Origin of the sequence: Sporosarcina ureae, from assembly GCF_029267015.1 — a bacterium.
GTDB classification, from domain to species: Bacteria; Bacillota; Bacilli; order Bacillales_A; family Planococcaceae; genus Sporosarcina; species Sporosarcina ureae_D.
Genome location: NZ_JARIEA010000003.1, coordinates 45,278 through 67,575, shown reverse-complemented (window position 1 = coordinate 67,575; position 22,298 = coordinate 45,278). Strand labels below are relative to the sequence as shown.

The following is a 22,298-nucleotide window of genomic DNA, read 5'->3' as shown; positions in this document are numbered from 1 at the left end:
ATAGCATAGTTTGAGAAGGAGGGTCGGGCCGGCCTTGGCCTGGCCCCTTACATATGATTAAAGTGACAAGACTAAATCGAACGACGTTTACGTTAAATGCATTGTACATAGAGAGAGTCGAGTCGTTTCCAGACACGACGATCACATTGACGACTGGGTCAAAGTATGTCGTTCTTGATTCAGCTGAAGAGGTTAATAGCCGAATAATTGAATTTTATCAAGCGGTCCAGCTGCTATCCAATCCGCATATCCGGGGTGATGAAGAAGATGAAGAATAAGTTGTTGACGATTTCATTGATCATTTTAGTGAGTATTACGTTGATCGGTGTCGTGGCGGTCGTTTTGATTATGAATTTTAATAAAGATAGTGATGGAGAAGAAAAAGCCCCATCGATTGATGAAATTATTGAGTCGTCCGTGGATATGGAAGAGATCACCACGAACTTATCAGGTCGTAATTTTGTCCGTGTGTCGTTGAAAATCCAAACAGATAGTAAAAAAGCGGCTGAAGAATTAACGAAACGTGATTTCCAAGTGAAGAATCTAGCCATTCAAGAATTGTCTGAAATGACCGCAAAAGATCTTGAAGGGAAAGTGGGCAAACAGCAATTTGAAGATACCATTAAAGCGAAGTTGAATGAACTGATGCAAGATGGTGAAATACAGAAGGTGTATATTGTCTCTTATATCATTCAGTGACGGCTGGAATGACGTACTAGAGAAGTGTGCGCGATGGGAGGTGGGCTTATGTCGGGAGATGTACTGTCCCAAAATGAAATAGATGCGTTGCTGTCTGCTTTATCGACGGGTGAAATGTCAGCAGAAGAAATGAAAAAAGAAGAAGAAACAAGAAAAGTACGTGTCTATGACTTTAAGCGTGCACTTCGTTTCTCAAAAGATCAGATTCGAAGTTTGACTAGAATTCATGAAAATTTCGCTAGATTACTGACGACGTACTTTTCGGCCCAGCTGCGTACGTATGTACAGATCAATGTAATGTCGGTAGACCAAATTCCTTTCGAAGAGTTTATCAGCTCTATACCTAATATGACACTGATCAATATATTTGATGTGTCTCCTCTTGAAGGTAATATATTAATGGAAGTCAATCCAAATGTCGCCTATTCCATGTTGGAGCGACTGATGGGCGGCTTTGGATCAAGTTCAGGAAAAACAGACAATATGACCGAAATTGAAACGAAAATTTTAACGAATCTATTTGAACGTTCTTTTGATAGCTTACGAGAAGCTTGGTCAGGGCTAATTGAAATTGATCCATACTTAACCGAGATGGAAGTCAATCCGCAGTTTCTTCAAATGATCTCACCGAACGAAACCGTTATCGTTATTTCGTTCAATATAATGATTGGTGAATCTAGCGGCATGATCAACATTTGTATTCCCCATGTGGTGTTAGAACCAATTATTCCGAATTTGTCCGTGCAGTATTGGATGCAAACGAATAAAAAAGAACCTACCCCTGAACAAAGCATACAGCTGGAACGACGAATAAAAAATGCAATGCTTCCCGTAGTAGCAGACCTTGGGAAAGGCGAAATATCCATTCACGACTTCTTGCATTTACAACTTGGAGATGTCATTTCATTGGATACTAGCATTGAGGAACCTCTGACGATACGGATAGGAGAAAAACCTAAATTCACTGCTCAGCCGGGAAAATTACGTAACCGTATGGCTGTTCAAATACTAGAAATACTGAATACGGGAGAGGATGAAGATGATGAGTGATAATATTCTCTCACAGGAAGAGATTGAAGCGTTATTGCGTGGTGAAACATTAGAGCCTGCGGAAACGACCGAACCTGCATTAGAAACTATCGACATTAATGATTACTTGACCGAAATGGAGCAAGACGCACTAGGTGAAGTCGGTAATATTTCATTCGGTAGTTCAGCAACAGCGTTGTCCGCTTTGCTTGGCCAAAAAGTAGAAATCACAACACCTAAACTTACACTAATCCAACGTGATAACTTGGAAGATGATTTCGTTCATCCATATGTTGCGATCAAAGTGGAATACACAGAAGGGTTAAGCGGTGTTAATTTGCTTGTTATCAAACAAACAGACGCGGCCATTATCGCTGACTTAATGCTCGGCGGAGACGGTACAGCACCAAATCAAGACTTAAGTGAAATTCATTTGAGTGCAGTTCAAGAAGCGATGAATCAAATGATGGGATCTTCAGCTACTTCCATGTCTACCATCTTTAATAAAAAAGTAGACATTTCACCGCCAACTATTGATTTGTTGAATATTCAAATCGACCAAGGAACCGAATATATTCCTGCACATAATTTATTGATTCGCGTGTCATTCAATTTAAAAGTCGGTGAATTGATAGACTCTGACATTATGCAATTGTTCCCACTGGAGTTCGGTAAAAAGTTAGTGTCTTCTTTGATGGGAGAAGAAGAAGCGGCTACTATGACAGAAGTACCGCCCACACCACAGACATCTCACTATTCGGAACCAGAGCCTATGTATGCACCAGAAGAACCAGCACCCGTGCAACAGCAAACAGCCTATCAAGCACCACCTGTTCAGCAACCAGCGGCACCGAGACAGACTCAAGCGCCTGTGCACGTTCAGCAAGCGGAGTTCGCTAGTTTCCAAGCACCATCTTTAAACAAGGAAGAATCAAATAATTTAAATTTACTACTTGATATACCACTCCAAGTAACAGTAGAATTAGGACGTACGAAGCGTTCTGTTAAAGAAATACTGGAAATGTCTGGAGGATCGATTATTGAACTAGATAAATTGGCAGGGGAGCCTGTTGATATATTAGTCAATAATCGCTATATAGCAAAAGGGGAAGTAGTAGTCATTGACGAAAACTTCGGAGTCCGCATTACGGATATTTTGAGTCAAATGGATCGGTTAAACAATTTACGATAGAAGATACTTGGAGGGAATATGAATGGGAAAACGAATTTTAGTAGTAGATGACGCAGCATTTATGCGCATGATGATCAAGGATATCTTAACGAAGAATAATTATGAAGTAGTTGGAGAGGCAGCGGACGGTGCACAAGCTGTCGAAAAGTATAATGAATTGAAGCCCGATCTAGTCACAATGGATATCACAATGCCTGAAATGGATGGAATTGCTGCATTGAAAGCAATTAAAGGTACACACCCATCTGCGACCATCATCATGTGTTCGGCAATGGGACAGCAAGCAATGGTCATCGATGCAATCCAAGCTGGAGCAAAAGACTTTATCGTTAAACCATTCCAAGCGGACCGTGTTATTGAAGCGATCGACAAAGCATTGAGCTAAGAGCGTCTTATGAATGTAAAAAGAGTAGTCCAATATTTTATACTATTCCTTCTGTGTTTTACTATGACACCATTAGCGCTTGCAGATACGGATCCCGACATCAGCGTGTCAGATTGTATTGGAAAAGGTAAAGATTGTGAAGAGAAAGCACCGGTTACAGAGAATGATGAAAAAAACATAACTACTAATGGATTGGACGAGCCAAAAGGTCTTACAGCAAAAGATTATATCCGGACTATTCTGGCTTTTATATTTGTAATAGGTTTGCTCGTATGGTTGCTGCGATTCATGAACAAACGCAATAGAAGCTTCGATCAAAGTCGCCTCATGACGAATATGGGCGGTGTTCCATTAGGACAACATAAATCTATTCAACTAGTAAAAATGGGTAGTCATTATTTTGTGGTAGGTGTAGGGGAAAATGTTCAGCTACTAAGAGAAATAGATGATCCTGATGAAATCGCGAATTTGCTTGAACGTTATGATCAAGGCAATGAAGTTCAGAAGGGAATCTTTTCACAATTGTACACTCGATTTTTCTCAAAGACCGAGCATTCTCGGGTAGAAGAATCTACTTTCAGTCAAGTGTTCTCAACCAAAATGGATGAAATCAAGTCTGAACGCAGAGAGCAGTTAAATCGGTTAAATCGGAAGGAGAGCGACCGCGATGGTTGATTTTCTGGAAACATTTTCCGACAGTGATCCGACCAACGTCTCTACTTCTATAAAGATGTTGTTGTTACTTACAGTCTTGTCTCTCGCACCAGCGATTTTAATCCTGATGACTTCATTTGCCAGGATTATTATCGTATTGTCATTTGTACGAACGGCACTTGCTACACAGCAAATGCCTCCTAACCAAGTGCTAGTAGGTTTAGCTTTATTTCTAACATTCTTCATTATGTCACCCGTGTTATCTCAAGTGAATGAAGAAGCTTTGACTCCGCTGTTTGATGAAGAAATCAGCTTGGACGAGGCATACGAGCGTGCCAGTGTTCCATTCAAAGAATTTATGAGTCAACATACGAGACAGAAAGATTTGGAATTATTCATGCGATATAATCAGATGGAACGACCGGATACGATTGAAGATATTCCTTTGACGATGATGGTACCAGCATTTGCCCTTAGTGAGATTAAAACCGCATTTCAAATGGGCTTCATGATTTTCATTCCTTTTCTAGTCATCGATATGATCGTTGCCAGTGTGCTTATGTCCATGGGGATGATGATGCTTCCGCCTGTTATGATTTCATTACCGTTCAAGATATTATTATTTGTTCTAGTAGACGGATGGTATCTTATCATCCAGTCATTGCTGCAAAGCTTTTAGGGAGGAATTTGAATGACGAGTGAATTTGTTATTACCATTGCAGAACGGTCAGTTTGGGTTATTCTTCTCGCTTCAGGTCCTCTCTTAATAGTAGCTTTAATGACAGGACTTGCCGTGAGTATATTTCAGGCAACTACACAGATCCAGGAACAGACGTTGGCATTTGTGCCTAAAATTGTAGCGGTAATGGTTGCTATTATATTTTTCGGACCTTGGATGTTATCGTATGTAACCAATTATGCGAGTGACATCTTTTCCAGTCTCTCCAGGTATGTCGGGTGATTGAATGAATGAAATCATTCCGTCTTTACCCGCATTTTTGCTTATTCTGACCCGTGTTACATCTTTCTTTGTGACACTGCCATTATTTTCATATAAAACCATTCCGGCCACACAGCGTTTACTATTCGGAGCCATATTGGCGTGGATGATGTCTTACTCGATTACAATGCCGGAATTGGTGATTGATGGACAATACATATTACTTGTACTTAAAGAAGCGGTAGTCGGCTTATCAATCGGCATTGCCGCTTTTATTATTATGTCGGCTATTCAAGTAGCTGGAGGATTCATCGACTTTCAGATGGGGTTTGCGATAGCAAACGTAATTGATCCTCAAACAGGAGCACAGTCTCCACTGCTTGGACAATTTCTAAATTCATTGGCGATGTTGTTATTACTTGTCGTGAATGGCCATCACATGTTGTTGGATGGAATATTTTACAGCTATGAATTTGTTCCAATTACAGCCATGTGGCCTCCTTTTGGTAGTCCTAATATGGCAGAATTCATTGTCTTGACGTTTGCGAAATCATTTGCGATTGCGTTTCAAATGGCGATTCCTGTCGTGGCGACATTATTTCTCGTCGATCTAGCTCTTGGAATAACAGCTCGTGCTGTACCCCAATTGAATATTTTTGTAGTGGGTTTCCCGATTAAAATTGGTGTCAGTTTCTTGGTGATCGTGACAATGACGAGTGTATTCATAGTCGTCATGAAGAAAATGTTTGAGATTATGATTGTGACGATGAGAAATCTGATGATATTGCTCGGAGGTGGCTAACTTGTTACTAAGGCTAGATTTACAATTTTTCGCCGGTGAGAAGACAGAAAAAGCTACCCCGAAAAAAAGGGAAGATTCGCGTAAGAAAGGGCAAGTACTGAAAAGTCAAGACGTAACGGCTGCAATTGTACTGTTCTCTATTTTCACTTTTATGTTCTTTGCAGCGGGTTTTATGCGGGATAATTTCTTTGTGTTTTTCCGAGAATCGTTTACACACTTTATTCCTATCAAAACAATGGATGAAGAACAAGTCATGTTAGTATACATAAGTATTATTAAACAAATGGCGATTATTTTGTTGCCGATTATGATCATTGCAGTTATTGCGAGTATTGCAGCGAATCTTTTGCAATTTGGTTTGTTATTTACTACGGAGACATTGAAGTTTGATTTAAAGAAAATTGATCCAATTAAAGGATTAAAACGAATCTTTTCTATTCGAGCAATTGTAGAATTGCTAAAATCTATTTTAAAGATTTCTTTTATTGGTACAGTTACAACACTGATCGTATGGAGTAATCTTGGACAAGTGCTCGACTTAGCGTTTAAGACACCACAAGTAACTTTGGTGACTGTAGCAAAACTAGTCGGAATGATGGGGATCATCGCCTCACTGGTACTATTGTTCATTTCCATTTTAGACTTTCTTTATCAGAAATTTGACTATGAAAAAAATCTTAAAATGTCGAAACAAGATATTAAAGATGAAAGTAAAAACATGGACGGCGATCCACTCATCAAATCCCGCATCAGACAACGTCAGCGGGAAATGGCCATGCGACGTATGATGCAGGAAATACCTGAAGCAGATGTAGTTATCACGAATCCTACTCACTTTGCGATTGCGCTAAAGTATGATGAGGATCAGATGGACTCGCCAATTGTTATCGCAAAAGGTGCAGATTTTGTCGCACAAAAGATTAAGATGATTGCAGCGGAACACGATATTGTCATGGTGGAAAATCGACCTCTCGCTCGTGCTATGTATGATGAGGTAGAGATTGGTGATCGGATACCTGAGCAGTTTTTCAAAGCAATTGCGGAAATCTTAGCATATGTTTATCGAATTCAAAGAAAAATATAAGTGAAATTAGAAAGTAGGGGTGGCATGCAGTTTAAAGATATTGGAGTACTCGCAGCGGTTATTATGATCATTGCGATGCTTGTCATCCCCTTACCACCTTGGTTATTAAGTTTCTTGATTATTATAAATATCACGCTTGGTTTAATGGTTTTACTAACTGCGATGAATATGCAAGAAGCACTTCAGTTTTCTATCTTTCCATCGCTCTTGCTACTCCTTACATTATTCCGGTTAGGCCTTAACGTTTCTACAACACGTGCGATTCTTTCAGAAGGTAATGCAGGTGGAGTAGTCGATACATTCGGTACGTTCGTTACCGGCGGGAATATAATTGTAGGACTCGTAGTCTTTGTTATTTTAATTATTATTCAATTTATCGTTATAACGAAAGGTTCGGAACGTGTATCTGAAGTTGCTGCACGTTTTACACTGGATGCGATGCCAGGTAAGCAAATGAGTATTGATGCTGATCTAAACGCAGGAATGATTTCTGATATAGAGGCACGCACACGTCGTGAAAAAGTAAGTAATGAAGCCGATTTCTATGGTGCTATGGATGGTGCGACAAAATTCGTCAAAGGAGATGCGATTGCCGGAATTATCATCGTCATGATCAACTTGTTGGTCGGTATGATTATCGGTGTTGTGCAGATGGGCTTACCGTTTGCAGAAGCGGCTCTTCAATTCTCTACATTAACCGTAGGTGATGGAATTGTTTCTCAAATTCCAGCACTGTTAATATCTACAGCTACAGGTATCGTAGTTACACGTGCTGCATCAGAAGGAAACTTAGGTACGGACATTACGAATCAATTATTAGGTCAACCTAAACTACTTTATGTTGCTGCCATTACGATCTTTTTACTAGGCCTTGCCACTCCAATCAATGACATACTGACAATTCCAATTGCAGGAGCATTGGCAACAGGTGCGTTCATGATGTCACGTAAAAAAGATGAAGATCCAGATGAATTATTGGAAATGGAAGAAGATGTAGAAACAGAAGGTTTGAAAAGGCCAGAAAATGTCGTGGATCTTTTGAATGTCGATCCAATTGAATTTGAATTCGGCTACGGACTAATTCCTCTTGTAGATGCAACACAAGGTGGAGATTTATTGGATCGTGTCGTAATGATACGTCGTCAGTTGGCAATAGAACTTGGACTTGTAATTCCAGTTGTTCGTATCCGGGATAATATTCAATTACAACCAAATGAATATCGAATCAAAATTAAAGGAAATGAAATGGCCAGAGGAGAGCTCTTGTTAGATCATTATCTAGCGATGAGTCCTGGTGGCGAAGATTTGATAGAAGGAATCGATACTGTTGAACCTTCATTCGGATTGCCGGCAAAATGGATTACTGAAGAAGCGAAAGAGGAAGCGGAGATCATGGGTTACACAGTTGTGGATCCGCCAAGTGTTGTATCGACACACTTGACAGAAGTCATTCGTGCTAATGCATCCGACTTACTAGGACGTCAGGAAACGAAGCAACTTGTGGATCACGTTCATGAAACGTATCCGATTTTGGTTGATGAACTGACACCCACTCCACTATCAATTGGTGAGATTCAAAAAGTACTTGCTAAATTATTAAATGAACAAGTTTCTGTTCGTAATCTACCTATTATTTTCGAGACACTTGCAGACTATTCGAAGTATACTTCCGATGTCGATGTGCTGACAGAATATGCAAGACAATCATTAGCGCGTCAGATTACGGGGCAATACGTAGTAGGAAATGAAGCGTTAAAAGTATTAACGGTTTCCGGAAAAGTGGAAAAGCTCATTGCGGATAGCATCCAGCAGACTGAACAAGGGAACTTCCTATCCATTGATCCATCACAATCTCAAATGATTTTGGAGCGGATTGCGCAGGAAGTTGAACGAGTAGCTATGCTCGACCAATCACCTGTAATCTTATGTTCACCTGCAATTCGAATGTACTTGCGGCAAATCACAGAACGGTATTTCCCACAAATACCTATACTGTCCTATAACGAATTGGAAGCATCAGTGGAAGTTCAAAGTGTAGGGGTGGTGGATATTTAATGAAAATGAAAAAGTATACAGCACCTACTATGGTCGAAGCGATGGCGAAAGTACGTGAAGATTTTGGAGACGACGCCGTCATCCTTAGTTCAAATGTCACCAAAACAAAAGGTTTTCTTGGTCTGTTTCGCAAACGTTCAGTAGAAGTAGTTGCAAGCTATGATAAAACGAATGATCAACGTGCATATGAATCACAGGTTCGTTCTATACAACCTGTTGCACAACCCGAGTCGGTTGAGCGTATGCAGAGAGAAATGCGAGAAATCAAGCAAATGCTAAAAGACATTAAGCAAGTTGATCATACATTAGGAAAATACCCTGATGAACTTCTTCCAGTGTTAAAGAGATTGCAAATGCAAGGCTTAGCAAATGAACATATTATGGAAATCGGCAATTTGGTATTCGATCGTATGAAACAAGATAAGACGGACTTTACAGAAGACCAACAAATCGAGTTGATTCGAAGCTGGTTCTGTGATCAACTTCACAATATGCAGTTTGGTGGAATCTCTTATCAGAAGAAGTTTATTAATGTACTAGGTCCTACAGGTGTGGGAAAAACAACAACGATTGCCAAAATTGCAGCACGTGCATTATTAGAAGAAAAAAAGAAAGTCGGTTTCATCACAACGGATACCTACCGTATTGCAGCAATTGAACAATTACGAACATATGCTAATTTACTTCAGGCACCAGTTGAAATCGCTTATAACGAAGAAGATTTCCGTACTGCAATAGAAAAATTAAAAGATCTAGATCTTATATTTATTGATACAGCGGGACGAAATTATAAAGAAGCAAAATTTGTAGATGATTTAACGAAGCTTATAGATTTTTCATTAGATATGGAAACGTTTCTTGTGTTATCCACGACTTCAAAGGAACAGGATATGGATACTATCATCAGACAATTTGATAAGTTCCCAATCAATAAATTTATATTCACGAAAACAGATGAAACAAATTCTGTAGGGTCGATTATTAACTTAATGATGAAATATGGCATAGGTATGGCTTATTTCACAGATGGACAAGAGGTACCTGAGGATTTGACAGAAGCGAGTTTTGAAAAAGTGATAAATCTTCTGTTAGAAGGTGAATCACATGCATGATCAGGCAGAAGCCCTTAGACTAAAAATGATCAGAAATCAAAGACCTGTAGCTCGCTCAATTGCCATTATCAGTGGTAAAGGTGGAGTAGGTAAGTCGAATTTTACTGCAAATTTTTCTTACGCATTAGTAGCAAAGGGCAAGAAAGTTTTAATCGTGGATATGGATATTGGAATGGGGAATATTCATATATTATTTGGCGCTACTCCTAGTTATCATTTAAAAGATTACTTGACTGACATCCAACAATTAGAAGACGTCGTGACACCGATTGAAGAAAACTTGGCATTTATTGCAGGAGGTTCTGGACTGGAGACAGTCGTTGAATGGTCGGATACGATGTTTAATCGATTGATTGAAGCGTTCTCTATTTTACAGATGGAGTATGACGTTATTTTATTCGATATGGGTGCAGGAGCCACGAAGAGTTCTATTGATTTAATATTGGCGATGGATGAAATAATTTTAATTGCGACACCTGAGCCAACATCGATTACGGATGCATATTCGATGATAAAATTCATCTGTTTACAAGATGCGAATAAAACTATCCGCATAGTCAGTAATCGTGTACTGAAGGAGCAAGATGGTCGGGATTCCGTCGCACGTCTCCAATTAGCTATGCGAAGATTTTTATCTGTAGAAACTAGTGTTTTAGGATTCTTGCCCGATGATATTCATGTACGTAATGCGGTGATTGCACAGTCACCTTTCGTTAAGCTATATCCCAATGCAAAAGTCAGCAAGCGTATGCTGGCCATTACTGATACATTCTTGCACGACGATAAGCCTAGCACTTCTATAGAAACCTCTGGATTCATAGATAAAATCAAAGGTATATTTCAGAAGGGGCGTGTGTGATTTGATTACTGGAAAGAAAAGACGGATTTTAGTTGTCGACGACTCAGCTTTTATGCGGAAGTTAATTTCCGATATGTTGAATAAACACCCCTTAATGGAAGTTATCGGCATTGCTAGAAATGGCAAGGATGCAGTAGAAAAGGTACGTGATCTTCATCCCGATGTCATCACAATGGATATTGAGATGCCTATGATGAATGGGCTAGAAGCTTTAAAGCTTATTATGGATCAAATGCCGATCCCTGTAGTGATATTATCGAGTACGACAAAACATAATACAGAAAATGCCGTACTCGCTATAGAATACGGAGCAGTGGATGTTATAGCAAAACCAGGTGGTGCTATTTCGTTAAATCTTCACGAAATCGAAAAAGAGATCGTAGAGAAAGTATTTGCCGCCTCAAATGTGGGGATTCAGACGTTAACAAGAAAAATTACCCCGCCACAAAAAAAGTATGCAACACCGACAACTAGAATGAATACAGCGAATGAAAATAGAATCGTTCCGTCAATACCGGTACAAACTGTAAGTTTTTCTAAAAATATTACACTTATTGCCCAAACGTTTGTTATAATAGGTACATCGACTGGGGGTCCAAGAGCCTTACAAGAAGTTATAACTAGGTTTCCTGCAGAGTTTCCCTATCCAATTCTCATCGTTCAGCATATGCCACCCGGCTTCACAAAGTCATTAGCCGAACGACTTAATGGCTTAAGTGAAATCGCAGTTAAAGAAGCTGAACATGGAGAGCTAATCGAAAATGGAACAGCTTATATTGCACCAGGGGGATTACATTTGAAGTTCGAGAAATCCAGAACAGGTTATCAAATTGTATTGGATGGAAACGAACCACCGCGTTCTGGACACCGCCCAGCAGTAAATGTGCTATTAGAATCAGCGGCCACACATAAAGAATTGAAATTTGTAACAGCTATCATGACAGGCATGGGGTCTGATGGAAAAGAAGGCATGGAACTTTTACGCGCTTCATGCAAAACGATTACCATAGCGGAATCCCAGAAAACTTCCGTTGTGTATGGAATGCCCAAAGCCATAATAGATGCAGGTCTGAGTGATGAAATCAAAGACGTGCAAGAGATCGCCAATGCCATAATGGGAAATTTGAAGTAACTAGGGGGCTTTGCAATGGATGTAAGTCAGTATTTGGACATGTTCATCGAAGAAAGTAAAGAACACTTACAAGCTTGTAGTGAGCAATTACTCGCGTTAGAGAATGATCCGGATGATCTGGCAATTGTCAATGAAGTCTTTAGAGCGGCACATACGCTTAAAGGAATGTCAGCGACAATGGGATATGAAGATATCGCAGATTTAACGCACAAGATGGAGAACGTTCTAGATGCAATCCGAAATTCAAAGATCAATGTCACAACTGAAATTTTAGACGTTGTATTTGAAGCGGTGGATGATCTCGAACTAATGGTACAAGACATTGAATCTGGCGGAGATGGAAAAAAAGACGTCAGCAAATTAGTTGATACGCTAAATCGAATCGAAGCAGGACAACCGCTTGATTTGGCCGAGGATTCTGTATCAGCGACTACTGAGGAAGCACTAATTGAAGTGGTCACTTCTACAGGGGTTCAATACGATGAATTTGAATTGACGGTTATTTCTCAATCTGCCGAGCAAGGCTTTAATGCATTAGAGATTACAGTAACGTTACGTGAAGACTGCTTGTTAAAAGTGGCACGCGTGTTCATGACGTTTGAGATTTTAGAAAAGTCAGGCGAAGTTATAAAAACTGTTCCTACTGTAGAACAGTTGGAAAATGAAGATTTTGATCAGAAATTTACGATTGTGTTATTGACTCAGGAGGACGCTGAAGACCTGAAAGCAAAAGTAATGAAAGTTTCTGAAATAGAAGACGTGAAAATCACACATATTACAGATGAATATGTTCAGAAATATAAGCAAGCTGCGATAAATGAAAATGAAGCACCACCAGAAGTGATTGAAACAACCATTGTGCCAGTTGCTAATGTTACGCCGATAGAAAAAGTGTCAAAAGAAGCTATTAAAACTAAAAAGTCTGCGTCCTCCAACTCTAATAAAACTATACGGGTAAATATTGATCGACTTGATATTTTAATGAACTTATTTGAAGAGCTGGTTATCGACCGCGGACGTCTTCAATCGATTGCGAGTGAATTACATAACCCGGAATTGAATGAGTCTGTTGAGAGAATGACACGTGTATCAGGAGACTTGCAGAATATTATTCTAAATATGCGAATGGTGCCAGTGGAAACTGTTTTCAATCGATTCCCTAAAATGGTGCGTCAATTGGCACGGGATCTCAATAAGAAAATCGATTTGGAGATTGTGGGAGCTGAAACAGAACTAGACCGTACTGTAATCGATGAAATAGGAGATCCACTTGTTCACTTGATTAGAAATGCTTTAGATCATGGAATTGAAATGCCTGAAGAACGTATCGCGAAAGGTAAGCCAGAAGTAGGAACTGTAACATTACGTGCCTACCATTCGGGTAACCATGTATTCATTGAGCTTGAAGATGACGGAGCAGGTGTAAACCGTGAGCGTGTCGTAGGTAAGGCAATTGAAAAAGGAATTATCAGTCCCGAAGCGGCAGATTCATTAACAAATAAGCAAGTGGCTGAATTGATTTTAGCTTCAGGGTTTTCAACGGCTGCTTCCATAACTGACGTCTCAGGTCGTGGTGTGGGTCTAGACGTAGTTAAAAATACTATTGAATCTCTTGGTGGACACATATCTATCGATTCGACAGAAGGAAAAGGTTCGTTATTCCAGGTGCAGTTACCTCTTACTCTTTCTATTATTTCTGTCATGTTAGTAGAGTTGGATCAAGAAATATATGCAATTCCATTGTCTTCTATCATTGAGACTGCCATTATTCAGAAGTCTGATATTTTAAATGCGCATAATCAACCAGTCATTGACTTCCGTGGGACTATTGTGCCGTTAGTAGACTTGAAAGATATATTTGAAATGAAGAATAGAAGTAATGAAGAAGATGAGTTCCAGTCTATCGTAATTGTTCGTAAAGGTGAAAGTTTAGCTGGTTTAGTCGTAGATTCATTTATTGGTCAACAAGAAATCGTCTTAAAATCACTCGGGGAATACTTGCAGAGTGTCTTTGCGATCTCAGGTGCTACGATTCTAGGAAATGGTCAAGTCGCATTAATTGTTGACTGTAATGCATTGATTAAATAATCGAGGTGATGACATGACAAATGCAATAGAAGTAAGTGATATGAAAGTAATTGTCTTCCAATTGATGAATAAAGAATATGCGATTGGCATTGATGTGGTGGAATCGATTGAGAAGTCTTTATCAATTACACGCGTCCCCCGTATGCCTTCTTATGTCAAAGGGGTGTTAAATTTACGTGGTGTAGTAACGCCTGTAGTAGACTTGCGTGAACGTTTTGATATGGAGACTAAAGAGTTTGACGAGACAAGTTGTATTATAATTGTGTCGCATGCAGATTCTGAGGTCGGATTAATCGTAGATGATGCCAATGATGTGATGGATGTGCCGACAAGTGCAATAGGGCCTCAACCCGAAGTAGTGGGATCTGTGGAGTCCGAATTCATTTCAGGAGTAGCAAAAGTCGATAAGAGATTATTGGTCATGTTGAATCTAGATAAAGTTTTGCAGCCGATTAAGAAGGCGAATGCAGATGAATTCTGAAAATGAAATTACAGAAATGCATTTGGATGTCTTAAAGGAAATTGGTAATATTGGAGCAGCGCATGCAGCAACGTCACTATCTCAGCTGTTAGGTCAGAAGATTGATATGCGCGTACCTAATGTTGAGTTAGTTACATTTGATGAAATGTTTAATCTGGCAGGCGGCAGTGAAAAAGTGGTTGCGGGCATCTTTTTACGCATAGAAGGCGATTTGACAGGGACAATGTTTTTTGTGCTGACTATTGAATCTGCTACACAATTTATCCGCAAACTAACTGGTGATACGAGCTTTACTTTTACTGATGCAGAGGATTTGGGAATGGGTGCATCTGCGCTTCAGGAACTGGGAAATATCTTATCAGGTTCCTATCTATCTTCGCTTTCTGATTTTACATCATTAAATATTTATCCAACTGTACCCTCATTAAGTATTGACATGGTGGGTGCCATTGTCAGCTTCGGCCTGATCGAAGTATCGCAGTATAGTGATGAAGTAATCGTCATTGAGACGGAAATATTGCAAGAAGGTGAACATGGAATGTCTAGTCTGGCTGGACACTTCTTCTTACTACCTGACCCGCCGTCTTACCGTACGATATTCAGTTCGCTAGGAGTCTTGTAGATGGCAGCTATCCAAACAGTAGTACGCGTAGGGATTGCAGATATGAATATTGTGAAATCCCCTCACACGATTCGCACATCAGGACTGGGTTCATGTGTAGGTGTAGTACTGTATGATTCTTCAAAGAAAATAGCCGGTATGGTACATGTTATGTTGCCTGACAGTGAGTTAGGTAAATCGACAAAACTAAATGTAGCGAAATTCGCAGACACGGGTATTCATGCTTTGCTGGAATTATTAAAATCAGAAGGGGTCAGACCTTTCAGTATTAAGGCGAAAATTGCTGGTGGCGCACAAATGTTTCAATTCGGTTCGAATGATACAATTCGTATCGGCCCGCGCAATGTAGAGGCTGTTAAAAAGGAATTGAAGAGATACTCAATCCCGATTGTTGCAGAAGATACGGGTGGCTCGAGTGGACGTACAATTGAATTTGATCCTGATACAGGTATCCTACATGTTCGTACCGTCAATGCCGGAACACAGGAAATTTAACAGTAAGAGCAAAGGCGGCTAATACATTAGTCGCCTTTATCTATTGGCATTTGTTATACTTATACATAAGAGATAAGATCGGTAGAAGAAACCTCACAGGAAAGGCGTGAATTCGATGGCAAATCAAGATGTAACTGAACGACATCAGTGGAAGTTATGGATCGAAGACCGTGATCCTGATGCAGGTGATACGCTAGTTCGAATGTATACACCTCTTGTGAATTATCATGTTCAACGAATCAGTGCTGGGTTGCCTAAAAATGTATCACGTGATGAAATTAAATCACTTGGTTATCAAGGCCTTTTCGACGCATTAACAAAATTTGATCCTTCACGTGATTTGAAATTTGACACATATGCATCTTTTCGTATTCGAGGTACCATTATAGATGGACTACGAAAGGAAGATTGGCTGTCACGCTCTACACGAGAAAAAACTAAAAAGATGGATGAAGAAATCAGTAAGCTTGAACAGTCCTACTTGCGAACGGTAACACCCGAGGAAGTAGCTGACCATTTAGGCATGACAACCGATCAAGTCTATCAAACTGTGCATGAACAGTATTTTGCAAATGTATTATCGATCGATGAAAAAATGAACGAAGACGATGATCACGATCAAACTTTCGTGTTGCATGATGAACAAACGAAAACGCCTGAACAACAAGCTGTGAAAAGTGAATTGATTGGGGATTTGGTTACGAAGATTAAAGAACTGAATGAAAATGAACAAATGGTGCTCAGTCTTTTTTATCAAGAAGACATGACGTTGACGGAAATCGGAGAGATATTAAGCTTATCTACATCAAGAATCTCGCAAATACATTCAAAAGCGCTGTTTAAATTACGGTCGCTACTAGCCGCTGAAATTACAGATGGAGGGATTTTATGAGTTTGAAAGCGATTGAACTTCAAATTGCTATACCCAAAACATTTGAAGCGGGAAAGATTGCGGAGCAAAAACAACAGCAGTCTCAACTTGCTCAGGACAGTGCGAATATGCAAACAGAAAAGCAGGCACTAAAAAATCAGCAAACCGTTTTGGAATCCGATCCTTATGCAAAATTGGATGCAGATGATGAGCAACCCAAAGAGGGATCTCAACAACAAGAAAAAAAAGAGAAAAAACAACAACAAGCCAAGCACCCGTTTAAAGGCTCGTTCGTTGATTACAGTGGGTAATCGGCATGGGGATTTTATTAGCTATTTTATTCATCTTACAAATCGTTGGTTTTATGATAATGACATTGCTGTACTTGAGGATTTCGAAGTTCAATGATCTGGAGAAAAAGCAACAACAACTTATGAAAGAAATGGATCAATCGGTGTTAGCTTATCTATCAGAGATCAAGGAAGAAAATGATCGTTTGATTCATCAATTGAATCGACGGACGGAAGACAAAGTGAACCCTTTATCAAATATAGCAGCGGCCGAGTATCCAATAGATGAAGATGCTCAAACGACCGAGTCGATACCAAAGCCGAAGCCTCATCCGGTTCCTGTCCATTTCGCTTTACGATCTTACCAGAAAACAGTGGAGAACGAAAGAAACGAAAAAGAAACGCAAAAAGAGCCACAACCTAGACCACTCGATGACAGGGAGAAAGCAAAACAACTATATGCTGAAGGAAAATCTATTTCAGATATTGCAAGAGAGCTAAAAAAAGGGAAGACTGAAATCGAATTATTATTAAAGTTTGGCTAAAGTTTATTGCAATGGTTGCAAAGAAAGTAGAACTGTGTTATTTTTGTAGATGGTATTACTACACACGCGTGCGGATGAATGAGTTGGTGCCATTGTGGTCACTTATTCGCTGGAAGTACGCGGAGGATAAAAACCAATAGGAGGAATTAAACATGTCAGTAATCTCAATGAAACAATTGCTAGAAGCTGGTGTACATTTCGGACACCAAACACGTCGTTGGAACCCAAAAATGAAGAAATTTATCTTCGTGGAGCGTAACGGCATTTACATCATCGACCTTCAAAAAACGGTCAAAAAATTAGAGGAAGCTTACAACTTCATGCGCCAAGTCGGTGCTGATGGTGGTAAAGTTCTTTTCGTAGGTACGAAGAAACAAGCACAAGAAGCAATCAAAGAAGAAGCAGAACGTGCTGGAATGTACTACATCAACCAACGTTGGTTGGGTGGAACATTAACTAACTTCGGAACTATTCAAAAGCGTGTAGCGCGTATGAAAGCTATTGAGAAAATGGAAGAGGATGGCACGTTTGACGTACTTCCTAAGAAAGAAGTTTCTCAATTAAATAAAGAGCACGAACGTCTTGTGAAGTTCCTAGGCGGTATCCGTGACATGAAAGGCTTACCAGATGTAATCTTTATTGTAGATCCACGTAAAGAGCGTATTGCGGTAGCTGAAGCAATCAAATTGCATATTCCACTTGTTGGAATCGTTGATACTAACTGTGATCCGGACGAAATCGATTATGTCATCCCTGCGAACGACGATGCAATCCGTGCAGTTCGTCTACTAACAAGCAAAATGGCAGATGCTTTGATTGAATCCCGTCAAGGTGAAGATGAAGAAGTAGCTGAAACAGCGAACGAAACAGCAACTGTTTCTGCAGACTGAAATTAGTAAATGACGAGACGATAGGTGGCTTACCCCTTATCGTCTCTTTTTAAAGTAATAAGCGACTTCAGATTATATATAATAGGAGGAATTTTCAAAATGGCAACAATTACAGCTCAAATGGTTAAAGAACTTCGTGAAAAAACAGGCGCAGGTATGATGGACTGCAAAAAAGCTCTAACTCAAGTAGACGGTGATATGGCAGCGGCAATGGAATTCATGCGTGAAAAAGGTCTTTCAAGCGCAGCTAAGAAAGCAGATCGCATTGCTGCTGAAGGAGTTGCAAACATTCTGGTTCAAGGTAACGAAGCAGTAATCCTTGAAGTGAATGCGGAGACAGACTTCGTAGCGAAAAACGAAGGCTTCCAAACACTTGTTAAAGAAATTTCTGAGTTTTTGATTGCTACTAAACCAGCTTCAGTTGAAGAAGCAAACTCAGCGAAATTGGATAGCGGCTTGACTGTATCTGAACACATTTCAAACGCAGTAGCTAAAATCGGAGAGAAAATCACTCTTCGTCGTTTTGAAATCCGTACGAAAACAGATCAAGATGCTTTCGGACCATACCTACACATGGGTGGACGTATCGCAGTGTTGACTGTTCTTGAAGGTTCAACAGATTCAGATGCAGCGAAAGATGTAGCAATGCATATTGCAGCAATGAACCCGAAATACATCTCACGTGATGAAGTATCTGCTGATGAAGTAGAAAAAGAGCGTAACGTATTGACTGAGCAAGCTTTAAACGAAGGTAAGCCAGAAAATATCGTAGCGAAAATGGTAGAAGGACGTCTTGGAAAGTACTTTGAAGAAATCTGTGTCCTAGACCAGGCTTTCGTTAAAAACTCTGACCAAAAAGTTCGTGATTTCGTTAAAACTACTGGTGGAACATTAGTAGAGTTTATTCGTTATGAAGTAGGCGAAGGCATCGAGAAGCGTGAAGACAACTTTGCTGACGAAGTAATGAGTCAAGTTAAAGGTAACTAAGTATAATACAATCTTACAGAGGGGCACATCCATTATGTGTTCCTCTTTTTTGAGAATAAGAAATTGCAGGAGGCCAACATGAGTATTCCAAAATATAAGCGTATCGTGTTAAAATTAAGTGGTGAAGCATTAGCTGGTGAGCAAGGTTACGGACTATCTCCGGAAGTTGTGAAATCGGTCGCAAACCAAGTTAAAGAAGTAGTAGAGCTTGGTGTAGAAGTAGCAGTAGTAGTAGGCGGCGGAAACATTTGGCGCGGGAAAGTCGGAAGCGAAATGGGAATGGACCGTACGACAGCTGACTATATGGGAATGCTTGCAACGGTCATGAACTCTCTTGCACTTCAAGACGCTCTTGAAAAGTTAGGACCAGAAACACGGGTTATGTCATCTATTGACATGAGACAAGTAGCTGAACCCTACATACGCCGAAAAGCAATCCGTCATCTAGAGAAAAAACGTGTCGTAATATTTGCAGCCGGAACAGGTAACCCTTATTTCTCCACAGATACAACAGCTGCATTACGTGCTGCTGAAATCGAAGCGGATGTTATTTTAATGGCGAAGAACAATGTGGACGGGGTGTATACAGCCGATCCAATGAAAGACTCATCAGCTACGAAATACTTGGAACTTTCTTATCTTGAAGTCATTAGTCAAGGTCTTGAAGTCATGGATTCGACTGCTTCTACACTATGTATGGACAACGATATCCCACTTGTAGTATTCTCAATCATGGAAAATGGCAACATCAAAAAAGCTGTACTCGGTGATAAAATCGGGACAGTCGTTAGGAGGAACAAGCAATGACTAAAGAAATAATGGATCAGACGAGAGAACGTATGGATAAAGCACATAGCGCCTTTTCAAGACAATTGGCATCTATCCGTGCTGGAAGAGCTAACGCGAGCCTGTTAGACAGAATTTCAGTGATTTATTATGGTGCACCTACACCATTAAATCAAATGGCGGGAATTTCTGTTCCTGAGCCACGATTGCTAGTAGTTCAACCGTATGATAAAACAACAATCGGTGAAATCGAAAAAGCGATCATGAAATCGGATATCGGTATTACGCCATCCAACGATGGTTCAGTAATTCGTCTAGCGGTACCTGCACTTACAGAAGAACGCCGTAAAGATTTAGTTAAAGATGTTAAGCGCGAAGCGGAAGATGCAAAAGTAGCGATTCGTAATGTTCGTCGCGACAGCAATGAAGATTTGAAAAAGCTTGAAAAAGATGCAGAAATCACTGAAGATGATTTGCGCCGTTTTACTGAACAAGTACAAAAGATGACAGATGAATTTATCGAAAAGATTGATCAAACAGCAAAAGATAAAGAAAACGAAATCTTGGAAATTTGAGTACAGAACTTTCTATAAGGAGGAGCGTCCTACTTTTAGGACGCTCTTTTCTTTCTTTTGCATGCTATTTACTATGCAATTTGGTAGGATAGTCAGTAGGAGTATCCGAATAGAGCCAAGTGGGGGAACGCTATGCTTAGAAAACTAATGCGAAAAAAAACGGCAGATATTCAGTTGCTGGATGAACGGATTGACGCTGTTAAAAATAGACAGATTCCTAACCATGTGGCAATTATCATGGATGGAAACGGAAGATGGGCGAAGCAACGTAAAATGCCGCGAATTGCCGGCCACCATGAAGGAATGAAAACAGTTCGTCAAATCACCAATTTCGCAAATGCCATGGGTGTGAAGGCCCTCACTCTTTACGCATTTTCGACCGAAAATTGGAAACGACCGAAAATCGAAATTGACTTTTTGATGAATCTTCCTGGCGAATTCCTTAATACGTATTTACCCGAATTAATGGAAAAGGGCATCAAGGTGGAAATGATAGGTAATATGGATGCACTTCCAAGTCATACAGAAAAAGCAATTAAGAAAGCAATAGAGCAAACGAAAGAAAACAAAGGCTTAGTATTGAACTTTGCGATGAATTATGGAAGCAGAGTCGAACTAGTTCATGCTATGAAAGAATTGGCAGAAGAAGTGGCTGCTGGGACATTAAGAGTGGATGAAATTAATGAAGATTCAATTGAATCCAAGCTGATGACTGCACACTTACCCGAACCAGATCTATTGATTCGCACAAGCGGTGAAGTGCGATTATCCAATTTCATGCTGTGGCAATTAGCTTATGCAGAATTCATTTTCACCGATGTACTATGGCCTGATTACGATGAAGAATGCTTTTTACAAGCAATAGAAGATTTCCAAAATAGAGATCGGCGCTTTGGAAGCTTGGAAGGAGATCAGAAAAGATGAAGCAAAGAATCATCACAGCCATTGTAGCACTCGCATTTTTCGTACCTTTGATTATCATTGGTGGATTACCGTTTATTATTATGATCTTTGCAATATCTACGATTGGTTTATATGAACTACTACGTATGCGGAATATGTCCATTTTTTCAATAGGAGGATTTATCTCTTGGTTACTTTTACTCGTCATTTTACTTCCTTCTAGATGGACGGAGCAGGTAGAAGGTTTTCTGCGGTTAGGGAAACTTGAAATGATCTATGTACTGATATTATTATTATTGGTCTATACTGTAGTCATGAAAAACAAGTGGACATTTGAGGACATTGCATTTAGTGCGATTGGCGCATTATACGTCGGCATCGGTTTTTACTATTTAATTGAAACACGTTTATTTGGTTTAGAATACATAGGCTATGCGTTACTTATTATTTGGTCAACAGATTCTGGTGCATATTTTGTTGGTCGGAAAATAGGGAAACGAAAACTTTGGCCTGAAATATCACCTAACAAAACCATTGAAGGATTTGTTGGAGGTATTATTTGTGCGGTAGTAATTACTTTGATTTATAATATGTTCTATCCTATCTCTACATCGTATGTATCATTCATTATTATTACAATAGTGGCATCGATTGTAGGTCAAATGGGAGACTTAGTTGAATCTGCACTCAAACGTTTCTATAACGTAAAAGATTCAGGAAAGTTGTTGCCTGGACATGGTGGTATTATGGACAGATTTGACAGCTTACTGTTTGTACTCCCATTGCTTCATTTTGTTCAATTCATAGGATAATGGAAAGGAA

27 protein-coding genes are annotated in these 22,298 nt (G+C 39.8%); all 27 read left to right on the top strand.

Annotated features, from left to right (window positions below):
• Positions 1-53 precede the first annotated feature (53 nt).
• The 27 genes from Q7P97_RS00720 to Q7P97_RS00590 all read left to right on the top strand — a co-directional run bounded on the left by Q7P97_RS00720 (position 54) and on the right by Q7P97_RS00590 (position 22,288).
• Positions 54-278: a flagellar FlbD family protein gene (locus tag Q7P97_RS00720; RefSeq protein ID WP_085428647.1), complete on the top strand. Its 225-nt coding sequence runs from the start codon at positions 54-56 to the stop codon at positions 276-278.
• Positions 268-699: a flagellar basal body-associated protein FliL gene (gene fliL, locus Q7P97_RS00715; protein WP_085428648.1), complete on the top strand. Its 432-nt coding sequence runs from the start codon at positions 268-270 to the stop codon at positions 697-699. The genes Q7P97_RS00720 and fliL overlap by 11 nt, the downstream gene beginning before the upstream one ends.
• Before the next feature lie 48 nt (positions 700-747).
• Complete coding sequence (gene fliM / locus Q7P97_RS00710; RefSeq protein ID WP_085428649.1) at positions 748-1,749, top strand: flagellar motor switch protein FliM; 1,002 nt, start codon at positions 748-750, stop codon at positions 1,747-1,749.
• Positions 1,742-2,920, top strand: coding sequence for a flagellar motor switch phosphatase FliY (fliY, locus tag Q7P97_RS00705; protein ID WP_303965096.1), 1,179 nt, complete (start codon positions 1,742-1,744; stop codon positions 2,918-2,920). The genes fliM and fliY overlap by 8 nt, the downstream gene beginning before the upstream one ends.
• A gap of 22 nt (positions 2,921-2,942) precedes the next feature.
• Entirely contained in the window at positions 2,943-3,305 is a 363-nt protein-coding gene (locus tag Q7P97_RS00700; protein WP_085428650.1) for a response regulator, read from the top strand.
• 63 nt (positions 3,306-3,368) lie between these two features.
• Complete coding sequence (locus tag Q7P97_RS00695; RefSeq protein WP_303965079.1) at positions 3,369-3,980, top strand: flagellar biosynthetic protein FliO; 612 nt, start codon at positions 3,369-3,371, stop codon at positions 3,978-3,980.
• Positions 3,973-4,638 (top strand): flagellar type III secretion system pore protein FliP, encoded by a 666-nt coding sequence (gene fliP, locus Q7P97_RS00690; protein ID WP_303965076.1) that lies wholly within the window; start codon positions 3,973-3,975, stop codon positions 4,636-4,638. Before Q7P97_RS00695 ends, fliP begins: the two co-directional genes overlap by 8 nt.
• Positions 4,639-4,650: 12 nt before the next feature.
• Complete coding sequence (fliQ, locus tag Q7P97_RS00685; RefSeq protein WP_085428653.1) at positions 4,651-4,920, top strand: flagellar biosynthesis protein FliQ; 270 nt, start codon at positions 4,651-4,653, stop codon at positions 4,918-4,920.
• Between the two features lie 4 nt (positions 4,921-4,924).
• A complete protein-coding gene (fliR, locus tag Q7P97_RS00680) occupies positions 4,925-5,701 on the top strand; it encodes a flagellar biosynthetic protein FliR (protein WP_303965072.1) in 777 nt (258 codons plus the stop codon).
• Positions 5,694-6,785, top strand: a complete 1,092-nt coding sequence (flhB, locus tag Q7P97_RS00675; protein WP_303965069.1) for a flagellar biosynthesis protein FlhB — start codon at positions 5,694-5,696, stop codon at positions 6,783-6,785. The genes fliR and flhB overlap by 8 nt, the downstream gene beginning before the upstream one ends.
• A 24-nt stretch (positions 6,786-6,809) precedes the next feature.
• Positions 6,810-8,840, top strand: coding sequence for a flagellar biosynthesis protein FlhA (gene flhA / locus Q7P97_RS00670; RefSeq protein WP_303965066.1), 2,031 nt, complete (start codon positions 6,810-6,812; stop codon positions 8,838-8,840).
• On the top strand, positions 8,840-9,952 hold the full coding sequence (gene flhF / locus Q7P97_RS00665) for a flagellar biosynthesis GTPase FlhF (protein WP_303965063.1): 1,113 nt from the start codon (positions 8,840-8,842) through the stop codon (positions 9,950-9,952). The genes flhA and flhF overlap by 1 nt, the downstream gene beginning before the upstream one ends.
• Positions 9,945-10,811: a MinD/ParA family protein gene (locus Q7P97_RS00660; protein ID WP_303965060.1), complete on the top strand. Its 867-nt coding sequence runs from the start codon at positions 9,945-9,947 to the stop codon at positions 10,809-10,811. The genes flhF and Q7P97_RS00660 overlap by 8 nt, the downstream gene beginning before the upstream one ends.
• A 52-nt stretch (positions 10,812-10,863) precedes the next feature.
• Positions 10,864-11,943, top strand: coding sequence for a protein-glutamate methylesterase/protein-glutamine glutaminase (locus Q7P97_RS00655; protein WP_483315714.1), 1,080 nt, complete (start codon positions 10,864-10,866; stop codon positions 11,941-11,943).
• 15 nt (positions 11,944-11,958) lie between these two features.
• Positions 11,959-14,031, top strand: coding sequence for a chemotaxis protein CheA (locus tag Q7P97_RS00650; protein ID WP_303965054.1), 2,073 nt, complete (start codon positions 11,959-11,961; stop codon positions 14,029-14,031).
• Between the two features lie 13 nt (positions 14,032-14,044).
• Positions 14,045-14,512, top strand: coding sequence for a chemotaxis protein CheW (locus Q7P97_RS00645; RefSeq protein ID WP_303965051.1), 468 nt, complete (start codon positions 14,045-14,047; stop codon positions 14,510-14,512).
• Complete coding sequence (locus tag Q7P97_RS00640; protein WP_085428662.1) at positions 14,502-15,134, top strand: chemotaxis protein CheC; 633 nt, start codon at positions 14,502-14,504, stop codon at positions 15,132-15,134. The genes Q7P97_RS00645 and Q7P97_RS00640 overlap by 11 nt, the downstream gene beginning before the upstream one ends.
• A complete protein-coding gene (locus Q7P97_RS00635) occupies positions 15,135-15,629 on the top strand; it encodes a chemotaxis protein CheD (protein WP_303965045.1) in 495 nt (164 codons plus the stop codon).
• A gap of 115 nt (positions 15,630-15,744) precedes the next feature.
• Positions 15,745-16,521, top strand: a complete 777-nt coding sequence (locus Q7P97_RS00630) for a FliA/WhiG family RNA polymerase sigma factor (RefSeq protein ID WP_303965042.1) — start codon at positions 15,745-15,747, stop codon at positions 16,519-16,521.
• Complete coding sequence (locus Q7P97_RS00625; RefSeq protein ID WP_303965039.1) at positions 16,518-16,811, top strand: RNA polymerase subunit sigma; 294 nt, start codon at positions 16,518-16,520, stop codon at positions 16,809-16,811. Before Q7P97_RS00630 ends, Q7P97_RS00625 begins: the two co-directional genes overlap by 4 nt.
• Positions 16,812-16,816: 5 nt before the next feature.
• On the top strand, positions 16,817-17,335 hold the full coding sequence (locus tag Q7P97_RS00620) for a helix-turn-helix domain-containing protein (RefSeq protein WP_303965036.1): 519 nt from the start codon (positions 16,817-16,819) through the stop codon (positions 17,333-17,335).
• 152 nt (positions 17,336-17,487) lie between these two features.
• Entirely contained in the window at positions 17,488-18,225 is a 738-nt protein-coding gene (gene rpsB, locus Q7P97_RS00615) for a 30S ribosomal protein S2 (RefSeq protein WP_085428667.1), read from the top strand.
• Positions 18,226-18,324: 99 nt separating this feature from the next.
• A complete protein-coding gene (tsf, locus tag Q7P97_RS00610; protein ID WP_303965033.1) occupies positions 18,325-19,212 on the top strand; it encodes a translation elongation factor Ts in 888 nt (295 codons plus the stop codon).
• Between the two features lie 78 nt (positions 19,213-19,290).
• A complete protein-coding gene (gene pyrH / locus Q7P97_RS00605; RefSeq protein ID WP_085428669.1) occupies positions 19,291-20,019 on the top strand; it encodes a UMP kinase in 729 nt (242 codons plus the stop codon).
• Positions 20,016-20,573: a ribosome recycling factor gene (gene frr, locus Q7P97_RS00600; RefSeq protein ID WP_303965030.1), complete on the top strand. Its 558-nt coding sequence runs from the start codon at positions 20,016-20,018 to the stop codon at positions 20,571-20,573. Before pyrH ends, frr begins: the two co-directional genes overlap by 4 nt.
• Positions 20,574-20,705: 132 nt before the next feature.
• On the top strand, positions 20,706-21,497 hold the full coding sequence (uppS, locus tag Q7P97_RS00595; protein WP_303965027.1) for an undecaprenyl pyrophosphate synthase: 792 nt from the start codon (positions 20,706-20,708) through the stop codon (positions 21,495-21,497).
• Positions 21,494-22,288 (top strand): phosphatidate cytidylyltransferase, encoded by a 795-nt coding sequence (locus Q7P97_RS00590; protein ID WP_303965024.1) that lies wholly within the window; start codon positions 21,494-21,496, stop codon positions 22,286-22,288. Before uppS ends, Q7P97_RS00590 begins: the two co-directional genes overlap by 4 nt.
• The last annotated feature ends 10 nt before the right edge of the window (positions 22,289-22,298 follow it).

Coding starts and splice junctions, on each gene's coding strand:
- Q7P97_RS00720 (WP_085428647.1), top strand. CDS start 54: ATGATTAAAGTGACAAGACTAAATCGAACGACGTTTACGTTAAATGCA.
- fliL (WP_085428648.1), top strand. CDS start 268: ATGAAGAATAAGTTGTTGACGATTTCATTGATCATTTTAGTGAGTATT.
- fliM (WP_085428649.1), top strand. CDS start 748: ATGTCGGGAGATGTACTGTCCCAAAATGAAATAGATGCGTTGCTGTCT.
- fliY (WP_303965096.1), top strand. CDS start 1,742: ATGAGTGATAATATTCTCTCACAGGAAGAGATTGAAGCGTTATTGCGT.
- Q7P97_RS00700 (WP_085428650.1), top strand. CDS start 2,943: ATGGGAAAACGAATTTTAGTAGTAGATGACGCAGCATTTATGCGCATG.
- Q7P97_RS00695 (WP_303965079.1), top strand. CDS start 3,369: ATGACACCATTAGCGCTTGCAGATACGGATCCCGACATCAGCGTGTCA.
- fliP (WP_303965076.1), top strand. CDS start 3,973: ATGGTTGATTTTCTGGAAACATTTTCCGACAGTGATCCGACCAACGTC.
- fliQ (WP_085428653.1), top strand. CDS start 4,651: ATGACGAGTGAATTTGTTATTACCATTGCAGAACGGTCAGTTTGGGTT.
- fliR (WP_303965072.1), top strand. CDS start 4,925: ATGAATGAAATCATTCCGTCTTTACCCGCATTTTTGCTTATTCTGACC.
- flhA (WP_303965066.1), top strand. CDS start 6,810: ATGCAGTTTAAAGATATTGGAGTACTCGCAGCGGTTATTATGATCATT.
- flhF (WP_303965063.1), top strand. CDS start 8,840: ATGAAAATGAAAAAGTATACAGCACCTACTATGGTCGAAGCGATGGCG.
- Q7P97_RS00660 (WP_303965060.1), top strand. CDS start 9,945: ATGCATGATCAGGCAGAAGCCCTTAGACTAAAAATGATCAGAAATCAA.
- Q7P97_RS00655 (WP_483315714.1), top strand. CDS start 10,864: ATGCGGAAGTTAATTTCCGATATGTTGAATAAACACCCCTTAATGGAA.
- Q7P97_RS00650 (WP_303965054.1), top strand. CDS start 11,959: ATGGATGTAAGTCAGTATTTGGACATGTTCATCGAAGAAAGTAAAGAA.
- Q7P97_RS00645 (WP_303965051.1), top strand. CDS start 14,045: ATGACAAATGCAATAGAAGTAAGTGATATGAAAGTAATTGTCTTCCAA.
- Q7P97_RS00640 (WP_085428662.1), top strand. CDS start 14,502: ATGAATTCTGAAAATGAAATTACAGAAATGCATTTGGATGTCTTAAAG.
- Q7P97_RS00635 (WP_303965045.1), top strand. CDS start 15,135: ATGGCAGCTATCCAAACAGTAGTACGCGTAGGGATTGCAGATATGAAT.
- Q7P97_RS00630 (WP_303965042.1), top strand. CDS start 15,745: ATGGCAAATCAAGATGTAACTGAACGACATCAGTGGAAGTTATGGATC.
- Q7P97_RS00625 (WP_303965039.1), top strand. CDS start 16,518: ATGAGTTTGAAAGCGATTGAACTTCAAATTGCTATACCCAAAACATTT.
- Q7P97_RS00620 (WP_303965036.1), top strand. CDS start 16,817: ATGGGGATTTTATTAGCTATTTTATTCATCTTACAAATCGTTGGTTTT.
- rpsB (WP_085428667.1), top strand. CDS start 17,488: ATGTCAGTAATCTCAATGAAACAATTGCTAGAAGCTGGTGTACATTTC.
- tsf (WP_303965033.1), top strand. CDS start 18,325: ATGGCAACAATTACAGCTCAAATGGTTAAAGAACTTCGTGAAAAAACA.
- pyrH (WP_085428669.1), top strand. CDS start 19,291: ATGAGTATTCCAAAATATAAGCGTATCGTGTTAAAATTAAGTGGTGAA.
- frr (WP_303965030.1), top strand. CDS start 20,016: ATGACTAAAGAAATAATGGATCAGACGAGAGAACGTATGGATAAAGCA.
- uppS (WP_303965027.1), top strand. CDS start 20,706: ATGCTTAGAAAACTAATGCGAAAAAAAACGGCAGATATTCAGTTGCTG.
- Q7P97_RS00590 (WP_303965024.1), top strand. CDS start 21,494: ATGAAGCAAAGAATCATCACAGCCATTGTAGCACTCGCATTTTTCGTA.